At 47.2% G+C, this 16272-nt stretch carries 12 protein-coding genes; 9 read left to right on the top strand and 3 right to left on the bottom strand.

Features of this window, described 5'->3' with window-relative positions; translation table 11 throughout:
• Nucleotides 1–3: 3 nt before the first annotated feature.
• The gene (gene dnaB / locus T359_RS0110790; protein WP_026517501.1) at nt 4–1347 is read left to right on the top strand and encodes a replicative DNA helicase; all 1344 of its coding nucleotides are present in this window, start codon (nt 4–6) and stop codon (nt 1345–1347) included.
• Nucleotides 1348–1454: 107 nt separating this feature from the next.
• Here the strand turns inward: dnaB and T359_RS0110785 are convergent, their stop codons facing one another.
• A complete protein-coding gene (locus tag T359_RS0110785) occupies nt 1455–1625 on the bottom strand; it encodes a DUF362 domain-containing protein (RefSeq protein ID WP_026517500.1) in 171 nt (56 codons plus the stop codon).
• A gap of 429 nt (nt 1626–2054) precedes the next feature.
• Here T359_RS0110785 and nifJ point away from each other — a divergent pair, with 429 nt between their 5' ends.
• A complete protein-coding gene (gene nifJ / locus T359_RS0110780) occupies nt 2055–5585 on the top strand; it encodes a pyruvate:ferredoxin (flavodoxin) oxidoreductase (RefSeq protein WP_026517499.1) in 3531 nt (1176 codons plus the stop codon).
• Between the two features lie 246 nt (nt 5586–5831).
• On the opposite strand, the gene T359_RS0110775 is transcribed toward nifJ, so the two are convergent.
• A complete protein-coding gene (locus tag T359_RS0110775) occupies nt 5832–6629 on the bottom strand; it encodes an adaptor protein MecA (RefSeq protein ID WP_026517498.1) in 798 nt (265 codons plus the stop codon).
• A 687-nt stretch (nt 6630–7316) separates the two neighbouring features.
• Here T359_RS0110775 and T359_RS0110770 point away from each other — a divergent pair.
• From T359_RS0110770 to T359_RS0110745, 6 genes are all read left to right on the top strand, one after another.
• Nucleotides 7317–9029: a glycosyl hydrolase family 18 protein gene (locus T359_RS0110770; RefSeq protein WP_026517497.1), complete on the top strand. Its 1713-nt coding sequence runs from the start codon at nt 7317–7319 to the stop codon at nt 9027–9029.
• A gap of 15 nt (nt 9030–9044) precedes the next feature.
• Nucleotides 9045–10103 carry an L-threonylcarbamoyladenylate synthase gene (locus tag T359_RS0110765; RefSeq protein WP_026517496.1) on the top strand — a complete coding sequence of 353 codons (1059 nt, stop codon included), beginning with the start codon at nt 9045–9047 and terminating at the stop codon, nt 10101–10103.
• A gap of 56 nt (nt 10104–10159) precedes the next feature.
• Entirely contained in the window at nt 10160–10588 is a 429-nt protein-coding gene (gene rpiB, locus T359_RS0110760; RefSeq protein WP_026517495.1) for a ribose 5-phosphate isomerase B, read from the top strand.
• A gap of 25 nt (nt 10589–10613) precedes the next feature.
• Nucleotides 10614–11243 carry a uracil phosphoribosyltransferase gene (gene upp / locus T359_RS0110755; protein ID WP_026517494.1) on the top strand — a complete coding sequence of 210 codons (630 nt, stop codon included), beginning with the start codon at nt 10614–10616 and terminating at the stop codon, nt 11241–11243.
• Between the two features lie 200 nt (nt 11244–11443).
• Complete coding sequence (locus tag T359_RS0110750) at nt 11444–11926, top strand: deoxycytidylate deaminase (RefSeq protein WP_026517493.1); 483 nt, start codon at nt 11444–11446, stop codon at nt 11924–11926.
• Nucleotides 11927–11984: 58 nt separating this feature from the next.
• Nucleotides 11985–13121 carry a cell wall hydrolase gene (locus T359_RS0110745; protein ID WP_242839081.1) on the top strand — a complete coding sequence of 379 codons (1137 nt, stop codon included), beginning with the start codon at nt 11985–11987 and terminating at the stop codon, nt 13119–13121.
• Here T359_RS0110745 and T359_RS0110740 read toward each other — a convergent pair whose 3' ends face one another.
• The gene (locus tag T359_RS0110740; RefSeq protein ID WP_026517491.1) at nt 13122–13607 is read right to left on the bottom strand and encodes a DUF402 domain-containing protein; all 486 of its coding nucleotides are present in this window, start codon (nt 13605–13607) and stop codon (nt 13122–13124) included. It lies immediately after the preceding gene.
• 199 nt (nt 13608–13806) lie between these two features.
• Here T359_RS0110740 and T359_RS0110735 point away from each other — a divergent pair, with 199 nt between their 5' ends.
• Nucleotides 13807–16257, top strand: a complete 2451-nt coding sequence (locus tag T359_RS0110735) for a hypothetical protein (RefSeq protein WP_051545259.1) — start codon at nt 13807–13809, stop codon at nt 16255–16257.
• The last annotated feature ends 15 nt before the right edge of the window (nt 16258–16272 follow it).

Below are 16272 nucleotides of genomic sequence, written 5' to 3'. Positions count from 1 at the left end.
ATTATGCCGGAAGAACAACTCTTAAAAAGAGTGGCCCCCAACAGTCTTGAAGCCGAACAATCGGTGGTGGGAGCCATGCTCATAGACAAGGATGCCATTGAAGTGGCTGCGGAGATTGTCAATCCGGAGGACTTTTACAACAGACAGCTGGGTACTCTTTTTGAGACCATGGTTGAGCTTAACAGAGAGGGCAGTGCCGTAGACGTGGTAACCCTTCAGAACAGGCTCAGGGAAAAGAATGTTCCGCCTCAGGTCAGCAGTGTAGAGTATATCGGTGAGCTGGTTTCAGCGGTTCCCACTTCCGCCAATGTCAAGTATTACGCTCAGATCGTGGCGGACAAATCCACACTGAGAAAACTTATCAAAGTCAGTGAGGATACCATCAATAACTGCTATACCAATCAGGAGGATATCGAGGGACTTCTCAATGACGTTGAGAAGGATGTTTTCAAGATAACCCAGAAGAGAAGCGCCGGGGACTTTGTTTCCATTGACCAGGTAGTTATGAATGCCCTTAACAGCATTGAGATGGCCAGCAAGATGAAGGGCAATGTTACCGGTCTTTCCACAGGATTTCTGGATCTTGATTACAAGACCGCAGGCTTCCATCCATCAGAGCTTATTCTGATTGCGGCCCGTCCCGCCATGGGTAAGACCGCTTTCGTACTTAATATAGCGGAGCACATGGCCTTCCACGACGGCAAGTGCATAGCCATCTTCTCACTGGAGATGAGTAAGGAGCAGCTGGTTAACCGTCTCCTTGCCATGGAGTCCCACGTAGACTCCCAGCACATCAGAACCGGTAACATGTCCGACATGGACTGGGAGAAGCTCATCGAGAGCGCTGATGTTGTTGGAGCTTCCAAGCTCATCATCGACGACACTCCCGGTATCACCATCCAGGAGCTTCGTTCCAAGTGCCGTAAGTACAAGATGGAATTTGGCCTGAACCTCATCATGATCGACTACCTTCAGCTCATGAGCGGTGGCGGCGGAAAGAGCTCCGAGTCAAGACAGCAGGAGATCTCAGAGATTTCCAGATCCCTGAAGGCCCTTGCCAGAGAGCTGGACGTTCCCGTAATCGCACTGTCACAGCTGTCCCGTGCCGTTGAGTCAAGACCTGACCACAGGCCCATGCTTTCCGACCTTCGTGAGTCCGGAGCCATCGAGCAGGACGCAGATATGGTTATGTTCATCTATCGTGATGATTACTATAATAAGGATTCTGAGAAAAAGGGCGTGGCGGAGATAATCATTGCCAAGCAGAGAAGTGGACCTATCGGAACCATAGATTTATTATGGCTTCCTGAATATACTAAGTTCGCAAACATGGAGCGAGGACATTAAAAATAGCAGCCAATTGGCTGCTATTTTTATGTCCTCGCTCCATGTTTGCGCATGAAAAAAGCAGCTATTCGAGTAACCTCGAAAGCTGCTTTATATTTTGGTTTCAATTAACCCTGTGAGATGGCTGAAACAGGGCACTGAGCTGCGCAAGAACCGCAATCGATGCAAGTATCAGCATCAATAACGTACTGAGCGTCTCCCTGAGAAATAGCTGAAACAGGGCACTGAGCTGCGCATGATCCACAGCTGATGCAACCATCACTAATAACGTATGCCATAGTATAATCTCCTTCCGTAAACACTTAATTATTTGCACCATTACACGGCTGGGCTTGCCACACCAACCTTTGATACTTATTTATCATAATATAAGAAAACTGTTTAAGCAATAGTATTAACGAAAAGTTTTTTCAGTTGAAATCATTAAAATTTGGTAAATTGGCAGATAATACAGAAAAAGACTGAATATGTAAACGCTTACACAAATTCCCCGTAAAGCCTTGAAAACATTGACATGTGTATGGTTTTGATGATACTATTGAATACGGCAGAATACGCGCGAAATACCCGTCACATCTGTTTTTCTAGGGAGGAAAAAAGTGTGAACGGATTTTTGTGTGCATTTTTACAAATAAACTGCCAAAAGGAAATTTGTACGAATATTTTTATTCAAATACAAACCCTAAAACAAGGTAGGAGGAAACAAAATGGCAAGAAACATGAAAACCATGGACGGTAACGAAGCTGCCGCATATGCATCATATGCGTTCACAGAAGTTGCCGCTATGTACCCAATCACACCATCATCTGTTATGCCTGAGCATGTAGATGAATGGGCAACAGCCGGAAAGAAGAACATTTTCGGCAGAACAGTTCAGATTACAGAGATGCAGTCTGAGGCTGGTGCAGCTGGTGCTGTACACGGATCACTTGTAGTAGGTGCACTTACATCTACATACACAGCTTCTCAGGGACTTCTTCTTATGATCCCTGATATCTACAAGGTAGCCGGTGAGAGACTTCCCGGTGTATTCAACGTATCAGCTCGTTGCGTAGCTTCCCACGCTCTTAACATCTTTGGTGATCACTCTGACGTATATGCTTGCCGCCAGACCGGTGCTGCTATGCTTTGCGATTCAAGTGTTCAGGAGGTTATGGACTTAACACCTGTTGCTTACTGCGCAGCAATCGAAGGCAGAATTCCTTTTATCAACTTCTTCGATGGATTCCGTACATCACACGAGATCCAGAAGATCGAGGTTTGGGATTACAAGGATCTTGATGAGATGGTTAACCATGATGCAATTGATGCATTCAAGGCTAGCGCACTCAATCCTAATCACCCTTGCCAGATGGGCTCAGCTCAGAACCCTGATATCTTCTTCCAGACAAGAGAAGCTTGCAACACAGGTTACAACGAGCTTCCTGATATTGTTCAGAAGTACATGGACAAGGTTAATGCTAAGATCGGTACAGATTACAAGCTCTTCAACTACTACGGCGATCCTAACGCAGAGGTAGTTATCGTAGCTATGGGTTCTGTAAATGATACAATCGAAGAGACCATCGATTACCTTGAGAAGCAGGGCAAGAAGGTCGGCGTAGTTAAGGTTCGTCTCTACAGACCTTTCTCAGCTAAGGCTCTTGTTGATGCTATCCCTGATTCAGTTAAGAGAATCGAAGTTCTCGACAGAACTAAGGAGCCCGGTTCATACCGTGAGCCTCTCGCTCTTGACGTTATCGCAGCTCTTAAGGGAACAAAGTTCGAGTCAGTTCCTGTATTCTGCGGACGTTATGGTCTTGGTTCCAAGGATACAACTCCTGCTCAGATCGTTGCTGTATTCAACAACGACAAGAAGGAAGAGTTCACAATCGGTATCGAGGATGATGTAACAAATCTTTCACTTGATGCAGGTGCACCTCTCGTTACAACTCCTGAGGGAACAACTAACTGTAAGTTCTGGGGTCTTGGTGCTGACGGTACTGTTGGTGCTAACAAGAACTCCATCAAGATCATTGGTGATAACACAGACATGTATGCTCAGGCATACTTCGATTATGACTCTAAGAAGTCAGGCGGTGTTACAATGTCTCACCTTAGATTTGGTAAGAAGCCTATCAAGTCAACTTACCTCATCAAGAAGGCAGACTTCGTAGCTTGCCACAATCCTTCATACATCCGCAAGTTCAACATGGTTCAGGAGCTTGTTGATGGAGGATCATTCCTTCTTAACTGCCCTTGGTCAGTAGAAGAGCTTGAGAATGAGATTCCTGGACAGGTTAAGAAGTTCATGTATGACCACAAGATCAACTTCTATATCATGAACGGTTCTAAGATCGGTGTTGAAGTTGGAATGGGACCTACAAGAATTAACACAATTCTTCAGTCAGCATTCTTCAACATCACCAAGATCATTCCTGAAGCAGACGCTATCAAGTTCATGAAGGACGCTGCTCAGAAGACATACGGCCGTAAGGGTGAAGATGTTGTTAAGAAGAACTGGGATGCTATCGATGCCGGTGCAGATCCTAAGAACCTTATCAAGGTAGAGATCCCTGAGTCATGGGCTAATGCACAGGATGAGGGTCTTGAGTTCAAGAAGGCTGAAGGCTCCAGAAAAGACGTTGTTGATTTCGTTAACAACATTCAGTCCAAGGTTAACGCTCAGGAAGGTAACACTCTTAAGGTTTCAGATGTTCTTCCTTACGTTGCTGGTGACACACCTTCAGGATCAGCTGCATACGAGAAGAGAGGTATCGCAGTTAACGTTCCTAAGTGGGATCCTGAGAAGTGTATCGGATGTGGATTCTGTTCACTCGTATGTCCTCACGCTGCTATCAGAACCATCGCTATGACAGACGATGAGATCGCTAAGGCTCCTGAGGGACTTCAGACCAAGCCTATCGTTGGAATGGATGGATACAAGTACTCAGTTGTTATCTCTGCTCTTGACTGTACAGGTTGCGGATCTTGCGCAAATGTATGTCCTGGTAACAAGCAGGCTGAAACTCTTAAGATGGGTGCTATCGCAGCTAACAAGGACGAGCAGAAGTACTTCGATTATGCTGTTACACTTCCTATTAAGGAAGATGTTGTTGCTAAGTTTGGTGAAACTTCAATCAAGGGCTCACAGTTCAAGCAGCCACTCCTTGAGTTCTCAGGCGCTTGCGCAGGCTGTGGTGAGACTCCTTACGTTAAACTTGTTACTCAGCTCTTTGGTGACAGAATGTACGTTGCTAACGCTACAGGATGTACATCAATCTGGGGTAACTCTTCACCTTCAACACCTTACACTGTAAATGCTAAGGGACAGGGTCCTGCATGGGATAACTCACTGTTCGAGGATAACGCAGAGTTTGGTATGGGTATGGTACTTGCTCAGAACGCACTTCGTGATGCTATCAAGGAGCAGGTAGAGAACGTAGTTGCTGCTGGCGGCGCTGCTAAGGATGCTGCTCAGAAGTGGCTTGATACATTCTCAAATGGTGCTGAGAACTCAGCTGCTACAGATGCTCTTATCGAGGCTCTTCAGGGCGACAACTCAGATGCAGCTAAGTACATCATCAAGAACAAAGACTTCGCTGCTAAGAAGTCACAGTGGATCTTCGGTGGTGACGGATGGGCATTCGATATCGGATTTGGTGGTCTCGATCACGTACTTGCTTCCGGTAAGGATGTTAACGTTCTCGTTGTAAACACTGAGGTTTACTCAAATACAGGTGGACAGTCATCTAAGGCTACTCCTACAGGTGCTGTTGCACAGTTCGCTGCAGGCGGAAAAGAGATCAAGCAGAAAGACCTTGCTTCTATCGCAATGAGCTATGGTTATGTATATGTAGCACAGATCGCTATGGGTGCTAACATGCAGCAGACCATCAACGCAATCAAAGAGGCTGAGGCTTATCCGGGACCTTCACTTATCATCGCTTATGCTCCTTGTATCAACCAGGGTCTTAAGGCCGGCATGAACAAGGTTATGGATGAGGAGAAGAAGGCTGTAGCTACAGGATACTGGGATATGTTCAGATTCAATCCTCAGGCAGAGAACAAGTTCACTCTTGATTCCAAGCCTGCTACAGAGGACTTCCAGAGCTTCCTTGACGGTGAGGTTAGATACCTTTCACTCAAGCTCAAGAATCCTGAGAGAGCAGCTAAGCTCAACGCAGCAGCTGCTGAGCACGCTAAGGAGCACAGAGCTTATCTTGAGAAGCTGGTTACTCTTTACGGCAAGAACTAATTCCGGAATGTATTGATTCCTGAATAGGGTAAAATATCAGAGGTGTCACACTTTTGTGCGGCACCTCTTTTTGTAGCACAAGACCGGCAAGCGAATGGATGCTTGCATACAAATTCATTTGCCGGTCGTAAGAACATGGAGCATGAAATGCGGAATGTTCGTGTGCGAAATCGAGTAGGAGTCAGCCTACTCGATTGCAAAAAAATGAGGACGCCGCAATGCGGTGTCCTCATGATAAATGACCAATTATAATTTTGATAATGCCTGTACAGCGTTGTCCTTAATGACGATAGAGAAGTGCTCGTCCAAATAGGACTGTTCTGCAGTGCTGCCCAGCTCTGTCTTGCCGTATTCGGTAAGAAGTGAGCAGATATTGGCGAACATGCCGTCCTCTATGTTGCCCTGGTGAAGAATCAGGTAGAACTTGCCGTTTACTTCATTCTTGTACAGGGTGTTGATTCCGTCGAATTTCCTGCTGACTATTGTAGCGAACCTTGTTACTTCATGAAGTGAATTGAAGGAGAAGATCTTGGAGCCCTTCCTGCCGGGAGTTCCCTTTTTCTTGGGGCCGGTGGTCTTTTCTTTTACCTTCTTGTTATCTGAAGCTCCCTTGAGAGGTGAATCGAGAAAATCCTGCATGTTGCTGCGCTGTAAGCGTTTGAACAGGCCCATGACATCCTCGTCTTCCTCTTCCTCCTCGTCGTATTCCTCATCCTCGTCGTAGTACTCGTCCTCTTCCTCGTCATCCTCGTGAACCGATGGAGCGAAGTTGGAAAATCTGGTATCAAGCTCTTCCGGATCCTCAACCTTGGTAATAATAAGGACTATACATTCTGAATTGATTGGGATTGCCTCGATCATCAGAGGAGTGTCCTCTGCGTCAAAGCCGTATTGTAAATTCGCCTGCTGCATCATATCCTGGAAAAGCTCTTTTGCCTTGTCCGTTCCGTATGCAAGCTCTGTAATCTTAAGGTCGCGCTTCGCAAGATCATCTCTGGTAAGTGTGCATCTGATTTGATGGTCATTAACTTTTTCAATTTTCATGATGCCTACCTCCTTTCCTGACTTGTGAATACATAGATACTAAGTGATACTCTGTACTATGTCAATAGATATATCGTCATATTTGAGTAAAATGTGTCCTAAAATTCACAATCTTAAGGAAATCTTAAGAAATTTCGACGGTAAATCTTAAGAATTTCCTGATATCATATTTCTTGTGAGGTGCCTGCCTGAAACCGGAAGTCCGGAAAGGAGGCCGATATCAGGAGAATTTACTGTTCTAACTTTTCATTTTTTCTTATGCCCCCGCATAAGATGTCTTACAGTTAGTTTCTTAAAAAATTCCCCGGATTTTTTACATCAAACAACAATTATCTACTAACACAGTAGCAAGTATTTATTTAGAAGACAAAAAACGATAAAAACATTTAGTATCTTTCTGATTAAATTATACCATATTTGGTGCGTGAAAACGTCCAAAAAGTGGGAGGGCTTGCAGGTGGACATCTCAGCATATTAAAATACGTCAAATTTTTTTTCCTTCTCGACAAAGTTTTTCAGGAATTTATCACATAAATGAGCCTTTTGGCCGGAGACGGAAGTAAATTCGATCAAATTAAATTTTTAGAAAGAGGACCCCGCCTCTCATCTGGAGCAAATTGGGTTAGATTTAATGACGTAAACTTAATATTATGGTATACTGAAGGGCGATTGTAAAGGAGCTAGAACATGAAAAAGAAAGTGATTCCGGCGATTATTATAATCGCCCTTATTTTGATCATCGGCGGTATCTACGCCGGTCAGTTGTACATGCAGAAATATTCCTACAGCTCAGAGAAGGCCAATCTTGACGAGTATTTTAAAGTTACCTCGGACAATGATGTGGCCATTATTCACGGCAATGTGAGGATCGATGAGAAGGCCAGAAACTACGACGGCAGACTCTACATGGAGTTTTCTCTTGTTCAGAAACTGTTAAATGACAGATTTTATTTCGGTAAGGCTGACAACGCCCTTTTATACACACTTCCCGACAGGGTGATCACAGCCCCCGTGGGCGGCACCACCTGGACTGATTCTGAAGGAAACACCCAGGATGAGGGATATACCATCGCAAGGATGGGAGACGGCGCTGATTCTGACAGCCTTTTTGTTGCCCTTGATTACGTACAGAAATATACCAACTTCGGCTATGAGTTTTTTGACGACGGCTATCATATGCAGCTTGATACAGTCTGGGAGGAAGAGACCGTCGCTACTATTAATAAGAACACACAGATAAGACTTCGCGGCGGAGTTAAGAGCGAGGTTCTCGAGGAGGTCCAGAAGGGCGACACCGTTGTTGTCCTGGAGGAGCTTGAGAACTGGAGCAAGGTTAAGAGCGAGAACTCTTTTATCGGATACGTGGAGAACAAGAGACTCAGCGATCAGACCACCCGCACACCTATTCCTGTGACAGACTATGCAGAGCCTGAGTACACCTCTATTTCAAGAGATCACAAGATCAACCTGGGCTTCCACAACCTGGGAGGCGCCGGCGGCAATGATACCCTTGAGGACTACATCGCGGGCACCAAGAGCCTCAATGTTATTTCTCCCACCTGGTTCTACATTTCAGCCAGTGACGGAACTGTTTCCAACATTGCTTCCAAGAGCTACGTGGACAGAGCCCACAACAAGGGCCTTGAGGTTTGGGCTCTCTTTAATAACTTCAACGCAGGTGAGGGAGTTTCTACTTCAGAGGCTCTTTCCACAGCAGAGAACAGAGCCCGCATGATAGACGCAGTTGTCAGCGAGTGCGTCAACGTAGGGGCAGACGGCGTTAATCTCGACTTTGAGAGCATCGCCACAGAGGATGGACAGAATTACACCCAGTTTTTCCGTGAGCTTTCCATTGCCTGCAGGAAAAACGGACTTGTTTTATCAATAGATAACTATGTTCCCATGAATTTCAACGACCATTACAATCTGAAGGAACAGGGCGTTATGGCGGATTATGTCATCATCATGGGCTATGATGAGCACTATGCCGGCAGCGCAGAGGCCGGTTCCGTGGCTTCCCTTGGTTATGTTGAGAACGGCATCATCAAGGCAGTTGAGAAGGTTGATGCCTCCAAGGTCATCAACGCAGTTCCTTTTTACACAAGAATCTGGCACACCGCCGACGGCAAGCTTTCCAGCGAGGCAGTGTCCATGCAGATTGCAAAAGAGTATATATCCAATCACAATATCCAGATGACCTGGGATGCAGAGACAGGCCAGAACTACGGCGAATTCACAGACGGCAAGGGCCTTCACCAGATCTGGATGGAGGACGCAGAGTCCATGACCCAGAAGATCCAGTCCATGCAGCATCATAATATCGCGGGAATCGCAGAGTGGTGCCTTGGCATGGAGACCGGTGAGATCTGGGATGTTATCGCAGGATACATTAACGGTTGATAAGGAAGTAGCACATTGGAAACTAAATTAGTAGTAATAGATGAAAAGAATATAGATGAGGAAGCTGCCGCCGCTCTTAAGGAAGCAGGCAGTATCATCAGGGATGGCGGCCTTGTGGCTTTTCCCACAGAGACTGTTTACGGCCTGGGTGGAGATGCCCTGAATCCCTCTTCCTCCAAGAAGATTTACGCCGCCAAGGGAAGACCCTCGGATAACCCGCTTATCGTACACATCAGCAAATTCGAGGATCTGGAGAAGATCGTAAAAGAAGTTCCCGAGGCAGCAAGGAAGCTCTCCGAGGCTTTCTGGCCCGGACCTCTTACCATGATCATGGAAAAGAATGACAGGGTTCCCTACGAGACCACGGGAGGCCTTGATACAGTGGCCATCAGAATGCCCAATAACAAGATCGCACTGGGACTTATTGAGGAGTCCGGCGGATATATCGCCGCCCCCAGCGCCAACACCTCCGGAAGACCCAGCCCCACAGTGGCAAGATACTGCGTGGAGGATCTTTCCGGCAAGATCGAGATGATAATTGACGGAGGCCAGGTGGGAATAGGCCTTGAGTCCACCATTGTGGATCTCACCGCAGAGGTTCCCATGATCCTGAGACCGGGATATATCACCGCAGAGATGCTGAAGGAGGTCCTTGGAGATATTTCCATCGACAGGACCATCATCGACAGCTCATCCACGGAGAAGCCCAAGGCTCCCGGCATGAAATACAGACATTACGCTCCCAAGGGAGACCTGATGATAGTTGAGGGTGTCCAGGACGAGGTTGTGGCTTTTATCAATGAGAAGTCCAGAGAGGCGGCCGCAGCAGGCAAGCGCGTAGGCGTTATCTGCACCGACGAGACCATGCCCATGTACAATGCGGATGTGGTGAAGAGCGTGGGTAACAGAGAGGATGAGAGCACAGTGGCTCACGAGCTGTTTAAGGTACTTCGTGAGTTTGACGACGAGAATATAGATGTTATGTATTCGGAGTCCTTTGACGACAGCGGCATCGGACAGGCCATTATGAACAGGCTTTTGAAGGCTGCGGGACATCAGCTGACCATACTATAAGTGGGAGTTTTATATTATAATATTATAGGAAAATTTAATTTAGGAAGGTATGAAAAATGATAGCTTTAGGTAGTGACCACGGTGGATTTGCATTAAAGGAAACAGTAAAAAAGCACCTTGAGGAGAGGGGCATCGAATACAAGGATTTCGGAACCTACAGCCTTGATTCCTGCGACTATCCCGAGTTCGGAAGAGCAGCTGCAGAGGCAGTGGCAAGCGGAGAGTGCGAGAAGGGTATCGTTATCTGCACCACAGGAATCGGTATCTCCATCACAGCCAACAAGGTTAAGGGAATCAGATGCGCACTTTGCTCAGAGACAACATCAGCCCGTCTTACAAGAGAGCACAATGACGCCAATGTTCTGGCTCTTGGCGGCGGCATGACAGGCCCGCTCCTTGCTCTTGAAATAGTGGACACCTTCCTTGACACCGAGTTCTCAGGCCTTGAGAAGCACGCAAGAAGAATATCTCAGATCGAGAAATAATATAACCCAAACGGAGGAGAGAAACATGGGAAAAGTAGTTATTATGGATCATCCGCTGATTCAGCACAAGATTGGTATGATCAGGAGAACAGATACGGGTACTAAGGATTTCAGACAGACCATCGGCGAGATAGCAATGCTTATCTGCTATGAGGCAACAAGAGATCTTCAGCTCAAGGACGTAGAGATCGAGACACCTATCTGCAAGACAACAGTTAAGCAGCTCAAGGGAAGAAAGCTTTGCGTAGTGCCTATCCTCAGAGCAGGTCTCGGAATGGTAGACGGAATGCTGGCTCTTATTCCTGCAGCTAAGGTTGGACACATCGGACTTTACAGAGATCCCGAGACCCTGAAGCCTGTAGAGTATTATTGCAAGATGCCTGCAGATGTTGCAGAAAGAGAGATCTTCGTGGTTGATCCCATGCTGGCAACCGGCGGTTCATCAGTGGCAGCTATCCAGATGCTCAAGGACAGAGGCTGCAAGAACATTCACTTTATGTGCATCATCGCAGCACCCGAGGGCCTTGAAGCCATGAAGACAGCTCACCCCGACGTAGACATCTACGTTGGCTCCCTGGACGAGAAGCTCAACGAGCACGGTTACATCGTACCTGGTCTGGGCGATGCAGGGGATAGGATCTTCGGAACCAAATAAGTGAGCGATATAGGGATTCAAGGTCAGGTATTTTTCGTGCTGGCACGAATAAATGCATGACTTTGAAGACCGAACGTACATGAGAAAAAAAGACATGCGACCCTAAGGGAGCAGGGCGATTTTCGAATGTACGTAGCATGGCGAGAACGCAGTGGAGCCATGCGATATCGCGGAGTATATTGATGATAGGGGGGGGAACTATGAAGCGAGAGGATTACATCAGTTGGGATGAATATTTTATGGGTGTTGCCAAGCTTGCGGCCATGCGAAGCAAGGACCCCAACACTCAGGTTGGCAGCTGCATCGTCAGCGAAGATAACAACATTCTTTCCATGGGTTACAACGGTTTTCCCAAGGGCTGCTCAGACGAGGAGTTCCCGTGGGAGAGGGATGGCGAGGACGAGCTTGCCACCAAATACCCTTTTGTCACCCACAGCGAGCTGAATGCGATCCTTAACTACAGGGGCGGAAGCCTTGTAGGCGCCAAGATCTATGTATCACTTTTCCCCTGCAACGAGTGTGCCAAGGCCATAATCCAGGCCGGCATCAAGACCGTTGTTTTCGACAGCGACAAATACAGCAGCTCCGCGTCCACCAGAGCATCCAAGAAGATGTTCGATGCGGCCGGAGTCAGATATTACCAGTATCAGAGGAGCGGCAGAAGTATCAAGATCACTATTTGACATGAAGGACAGATACCAGGGTAAAAAAACTAAATACATACTCACAGGGAAAGGCTTTATGGCCTTTCTTTGTGCTATATGCATATCTTTCGTTTCAATCCCTGTGGTTTCAAGGGCCACCGAGTCCACCAAGGAGAAGCTGGAGAAGGCCAAGGAGGCCAAGAAGGAGTCCCAGAACCAGCTGGAGGGCACCAAGGACGATATCGCCGAGATGAATGAGGAGAAATCCTCCCTCCAGGGACAGCTCAACTCACTGAACAATCAGCTCAGCGAAGTGAGCTCCAACCTTGAGGAGATCGAGGAGCAGATTGAGAACAAGGAAAACGAGATAGAAAACACCAAGGCAGAGCTGGAGGCCGCCAAAGAGGTGGAGGCCAACCAGTATGCTTCCATGAAGAAGAGAGTTCAGTTTATTTATGAGAAGCAGAACTTTGTTCTTATCGATATGATTCTGGGAGCCACCAGTTTTGCGGACTTCCTCAATCAGAACAACTATGTGGAACAGCTTTCCGCCTATGACAGGAAGATGTTCCTTCAGTACATAGACACCAGAAAAGCCATCGAGGAAAAAGAGGCCACCCTTGAAGAAGAGATGACCATGCTTGAGGAGTATCAGCTGAAGCAGAAGGCCGAGCAGAGCAGGGTTTCAGGACTTGTGACCCAGACCTCCGGCACCATCAAGCAGTACGCCAACGACATCTCCGATGCGGAGGCCAGAGCAGAGGCTCTGGAGGCCCAGATCAAGGAACAGGAAAAGGATATCAAGGCTCTGGAAGCCAAGCTGGCTGAGGAGCAGAGATTATCCAAGCTGGCCCGAAACTCCACCTGGAGGAACATCTCAGATGTGACCTTCGCGGAGGGAGACAGATATCTTTTGGCCAACCTTATATACTGCGAGGCGGGCTCGGAACCCTATGAGGGCAAAGTGGCCGTAGGCGCAGTAGTTATCAACAGAGTTCTTTCATCGGTTTATCCGGATACTGTGGTGGGAGTTATTTACCAGAGCAAGCAGTTCTCTCCGGTGGCCAGCGGAAGACTGGCCCTGGCTCTTGCGGAAGGCAGAGCCAATGCAGCCTGCTATCAGGCTGCGGATGAAGCCATGAAGGGCTATTCAAACGTAGGAAGCTGTGTTTATTTCAGAACACCGGTGCCGGGGCTTTCGGGCATCACCATCGGTGGACACGTATTCTACTAGTTATTCAGGAAAGTATTTCTCTATTGGAGCAATGAGATCATCAATGCCCTTGGAGTAGATTTCATCAAGGAGCTTGCTCAGTGACAGCAGGCTCTTTTTAAGAAGAGTCTCATCGATAAGTCTTTTTTCGAAGGCATCGGAGAGCTCGTCCAGATCAACCACTTTGATGCGGCTGTCGGGATAGATCACAACGTCGGCCAGAAGATCAACCATTATCAGCTTGTTTTCGGACGGAATATGTTCATAGGTCAGAATATCGCAGTACCAGCACTTAAGGGAGCCATCGGCCCTCAGGAACTTGCTGATGCGAAAACCTCTGTTTAAATAGCAGCAGGAATAGCCGCGGGACAGATCGTCACATCTCTCATGAAGGAAGCTCCACTTGGTAACAAGGTGGTCTTCGTCACATTCCAGGATGATGTCGTCCTTGAGCTGAATGCATTCATTTGGAATAAAGCGTTTGCGGTACAGGATAGGAGTATTCATGGCAGCAGTCCCCTTTTCCAAAAGAAGAATGTCAATTTGAAGAATTGTATTATCAAAAGTTTACCCTTATTGAAATCGAAAGTCAATTATGCGTGATAAGTCAAAAAAATTAACTATTATTAAAATCATATACGCGATAGTTGTGTTTACAGTGTCCCTGTTTGTTATTGGAAAACTTTCTCATGGAGACAATGCGGACATGACAGCCCAGATGTCCAAGGCATCTCTTCCCATTGTGACCCTGCTCAGCGGGGACAGGGAGATCAACCCCATGCACGGCTACACCACAGAGATGGATGTAAGCCACATGAGGGGCGCCGTTTTCCCGGTGGGGGCCGGAAGACAGATCAGCTTTCGTATCAACACCTTTGGGGGCAATGTCAGCGGCCTGAAGTTCGAGGTCAGGACCATCGACGGCACGAGCCTTGTGGAGAGCACTCCCATCATGGATTATTCAGAGTCCTCCACGGCAATCAATGGCTCTTTTCAGATAAAAGACCTTATTACCGCCGGCACGGAGTATATGCTGGTCTTTGTTATGGACACCTCTGTGGGAGAGAGCAGGTTCTACAGCAGAATTGTCTGGACTGAGGACGACAGCAGGTACAACCTCGATGAGGAGCTGGACTTCGTGACAGCTTTTTCCGCAGCAACCTTTAATAAGACTGAGGCAAAAGAGTATACGAAGTACCTGGAGTCCAACTCTGAGGGCGACAATACCACTTTTAACAAGGTAAATATCCATAGCAGCTTTAACCAGGTGACCTGGGGAGAGCTCAATATCACCAAGCACACGGATCCCGAGATATATGTAACGGATATCCATGGTCAGACCGGTTCCTACAAGCTCTGCTACAGAGTTACGGTAAAAGACGGCAATGTCAGCAGGAACTACAATGTGGAGGAGGCCTTCAGGGTCCGCCATACCTCAGACAGAATGTATCTTCTTAATTATGAGAGGACCATGAACTATGTCTTTGATTCCGGGTCCTACTCCATAAGCAGCAACACCATTGGACTTAGCATCTCCAATCCCCAGATCCAGCTTATGGAGAACGGCAGCGGTAGCGCCTTTGCCTTTGTCAGCGAGAACAGACTTTTCATGTTCAATAATTCAGAGAGCAGACTTGCTTATCTATTTGGATTTTTTGACACAGATAATAACGATATCAGGACCAGATGGAACAACAACACCATCAAGATCCTTAAGGTGGATGAAGCGGGAAATGTGAAGTTTGCGGTGGCAGGCTATCATGCCCGCGGTATCCACGAGGGACAGGTGGGAATTGCGGTTTATGACTACAATGCCTCTATAAATGCAGTGGAGGAGCAGGTTTTCATCGAGAGTGATCAGGCTCCGGAGATACTGGTTTCTTTTGTCAATACACTGGCATACCTTGGAAATGGCGATGTTTTCTACGTTATGCTGGAGCAGAATATTCATGCCGTGGACCTTATAGGAAGGACAGCCAATGCCGTGGCCACTGATATAGGAAGCGGCGATTACAAAATTTCAGAATCCGAGAGAACCATTGCCTGGCAGGGCAGAGACCTTCAGAGTTTCAACATGATGAATCTCAACACCCGCGCCCAGAGCGAGATCAAGGCGGATGACGGGGACTATATCGTTGTTCTGGGATTTATGGGAGAGGACCTGGTATACGGCCTGGTTCATTCTGAGGATGTTCAGAAGGACAAAATGGGTAATCCGGTCTACGCCATGTACGCCATCAAGATTCAGGACAGCGACGGAAACCTTCTTGAGAATTATCATCCTGACGGAATATACGTTACCGGGGTAAGCATCGCTGACAATCAGATCAGGCTCACCAGAGTTGTGAAGGATGATAACGGCGAGTATGTTTCAACCTATGACGATCAGATCATGAGCACCCTGAAGGTAGAGAAGGGAAGCAATTCCGTCAATGCCGTATCTGTGGATGTTTTTGAAAAGATCGTCCAGATAAGTGCCAAGAACGAGATCAAGGTCAAGAATCTCAGGGTACTTACCCCCAATCAGACTCTGTACGAGGGCACAAGGACTGTGGAGCTGAACAACGGAAGAGACAGAGAGAGTCAGCCTTTTTACTATGTTCATGGACTTCTTGGCATTGAGGGAATCTTCACCGATCCCGCAGAGGCGGTGAAGGTGGCAACGGATGCCCCCGGCACAGTGACCAACGACAGCAACAAGTATGTCTGGATAAAGGGCAATCTCCTTCGCTCCAACCAGATCATGGCCATCACAAGAAATGCTGAGAACTATGAGAATATGATGGCTACAGATCCTACAGTGGTCTGCCTTGATATGATACTGCAGTTTGAGGGAATAAACAGAAATGTAGATGCCATGCTGGATAGCGGCGAATCCGTGACTTCGATCCTTCAGGAGTCCCTGCCGGATGTGACTGTCCTTGACCTGGACGGCTGCCCCATGTCAGCGATGCTCTACTATGTGAATCAGGACCTGCCTGTAATGGCCATGCTCAACGATGGCACAGCGGTTCTTATCATCGGCTTCAACGATCTTAACACTGTCCTTATGAACCCACTGACAGGACAGGTTTACAAATATGGAATGAATGATTCGGATAAACTTTTTTCAGAGAACGGCAATCATTTTGTGACATATATAAGAAACGGGCGATAGTTTCATTTTTTTATG

The organism is Butyrivibrio sp. MC2021 (genome assembly GCF_000621605.1).
Taxonomy (GTDB): Bacteria; Bacillota; Clostridia; order Lachnospirales; family Lachnospiraceae; genus Butyrivibrio.
Note: the sequence above shows the minus strand (reverse complement) of the source record. Positions and strands in the feature narration are given on the sequence as shown.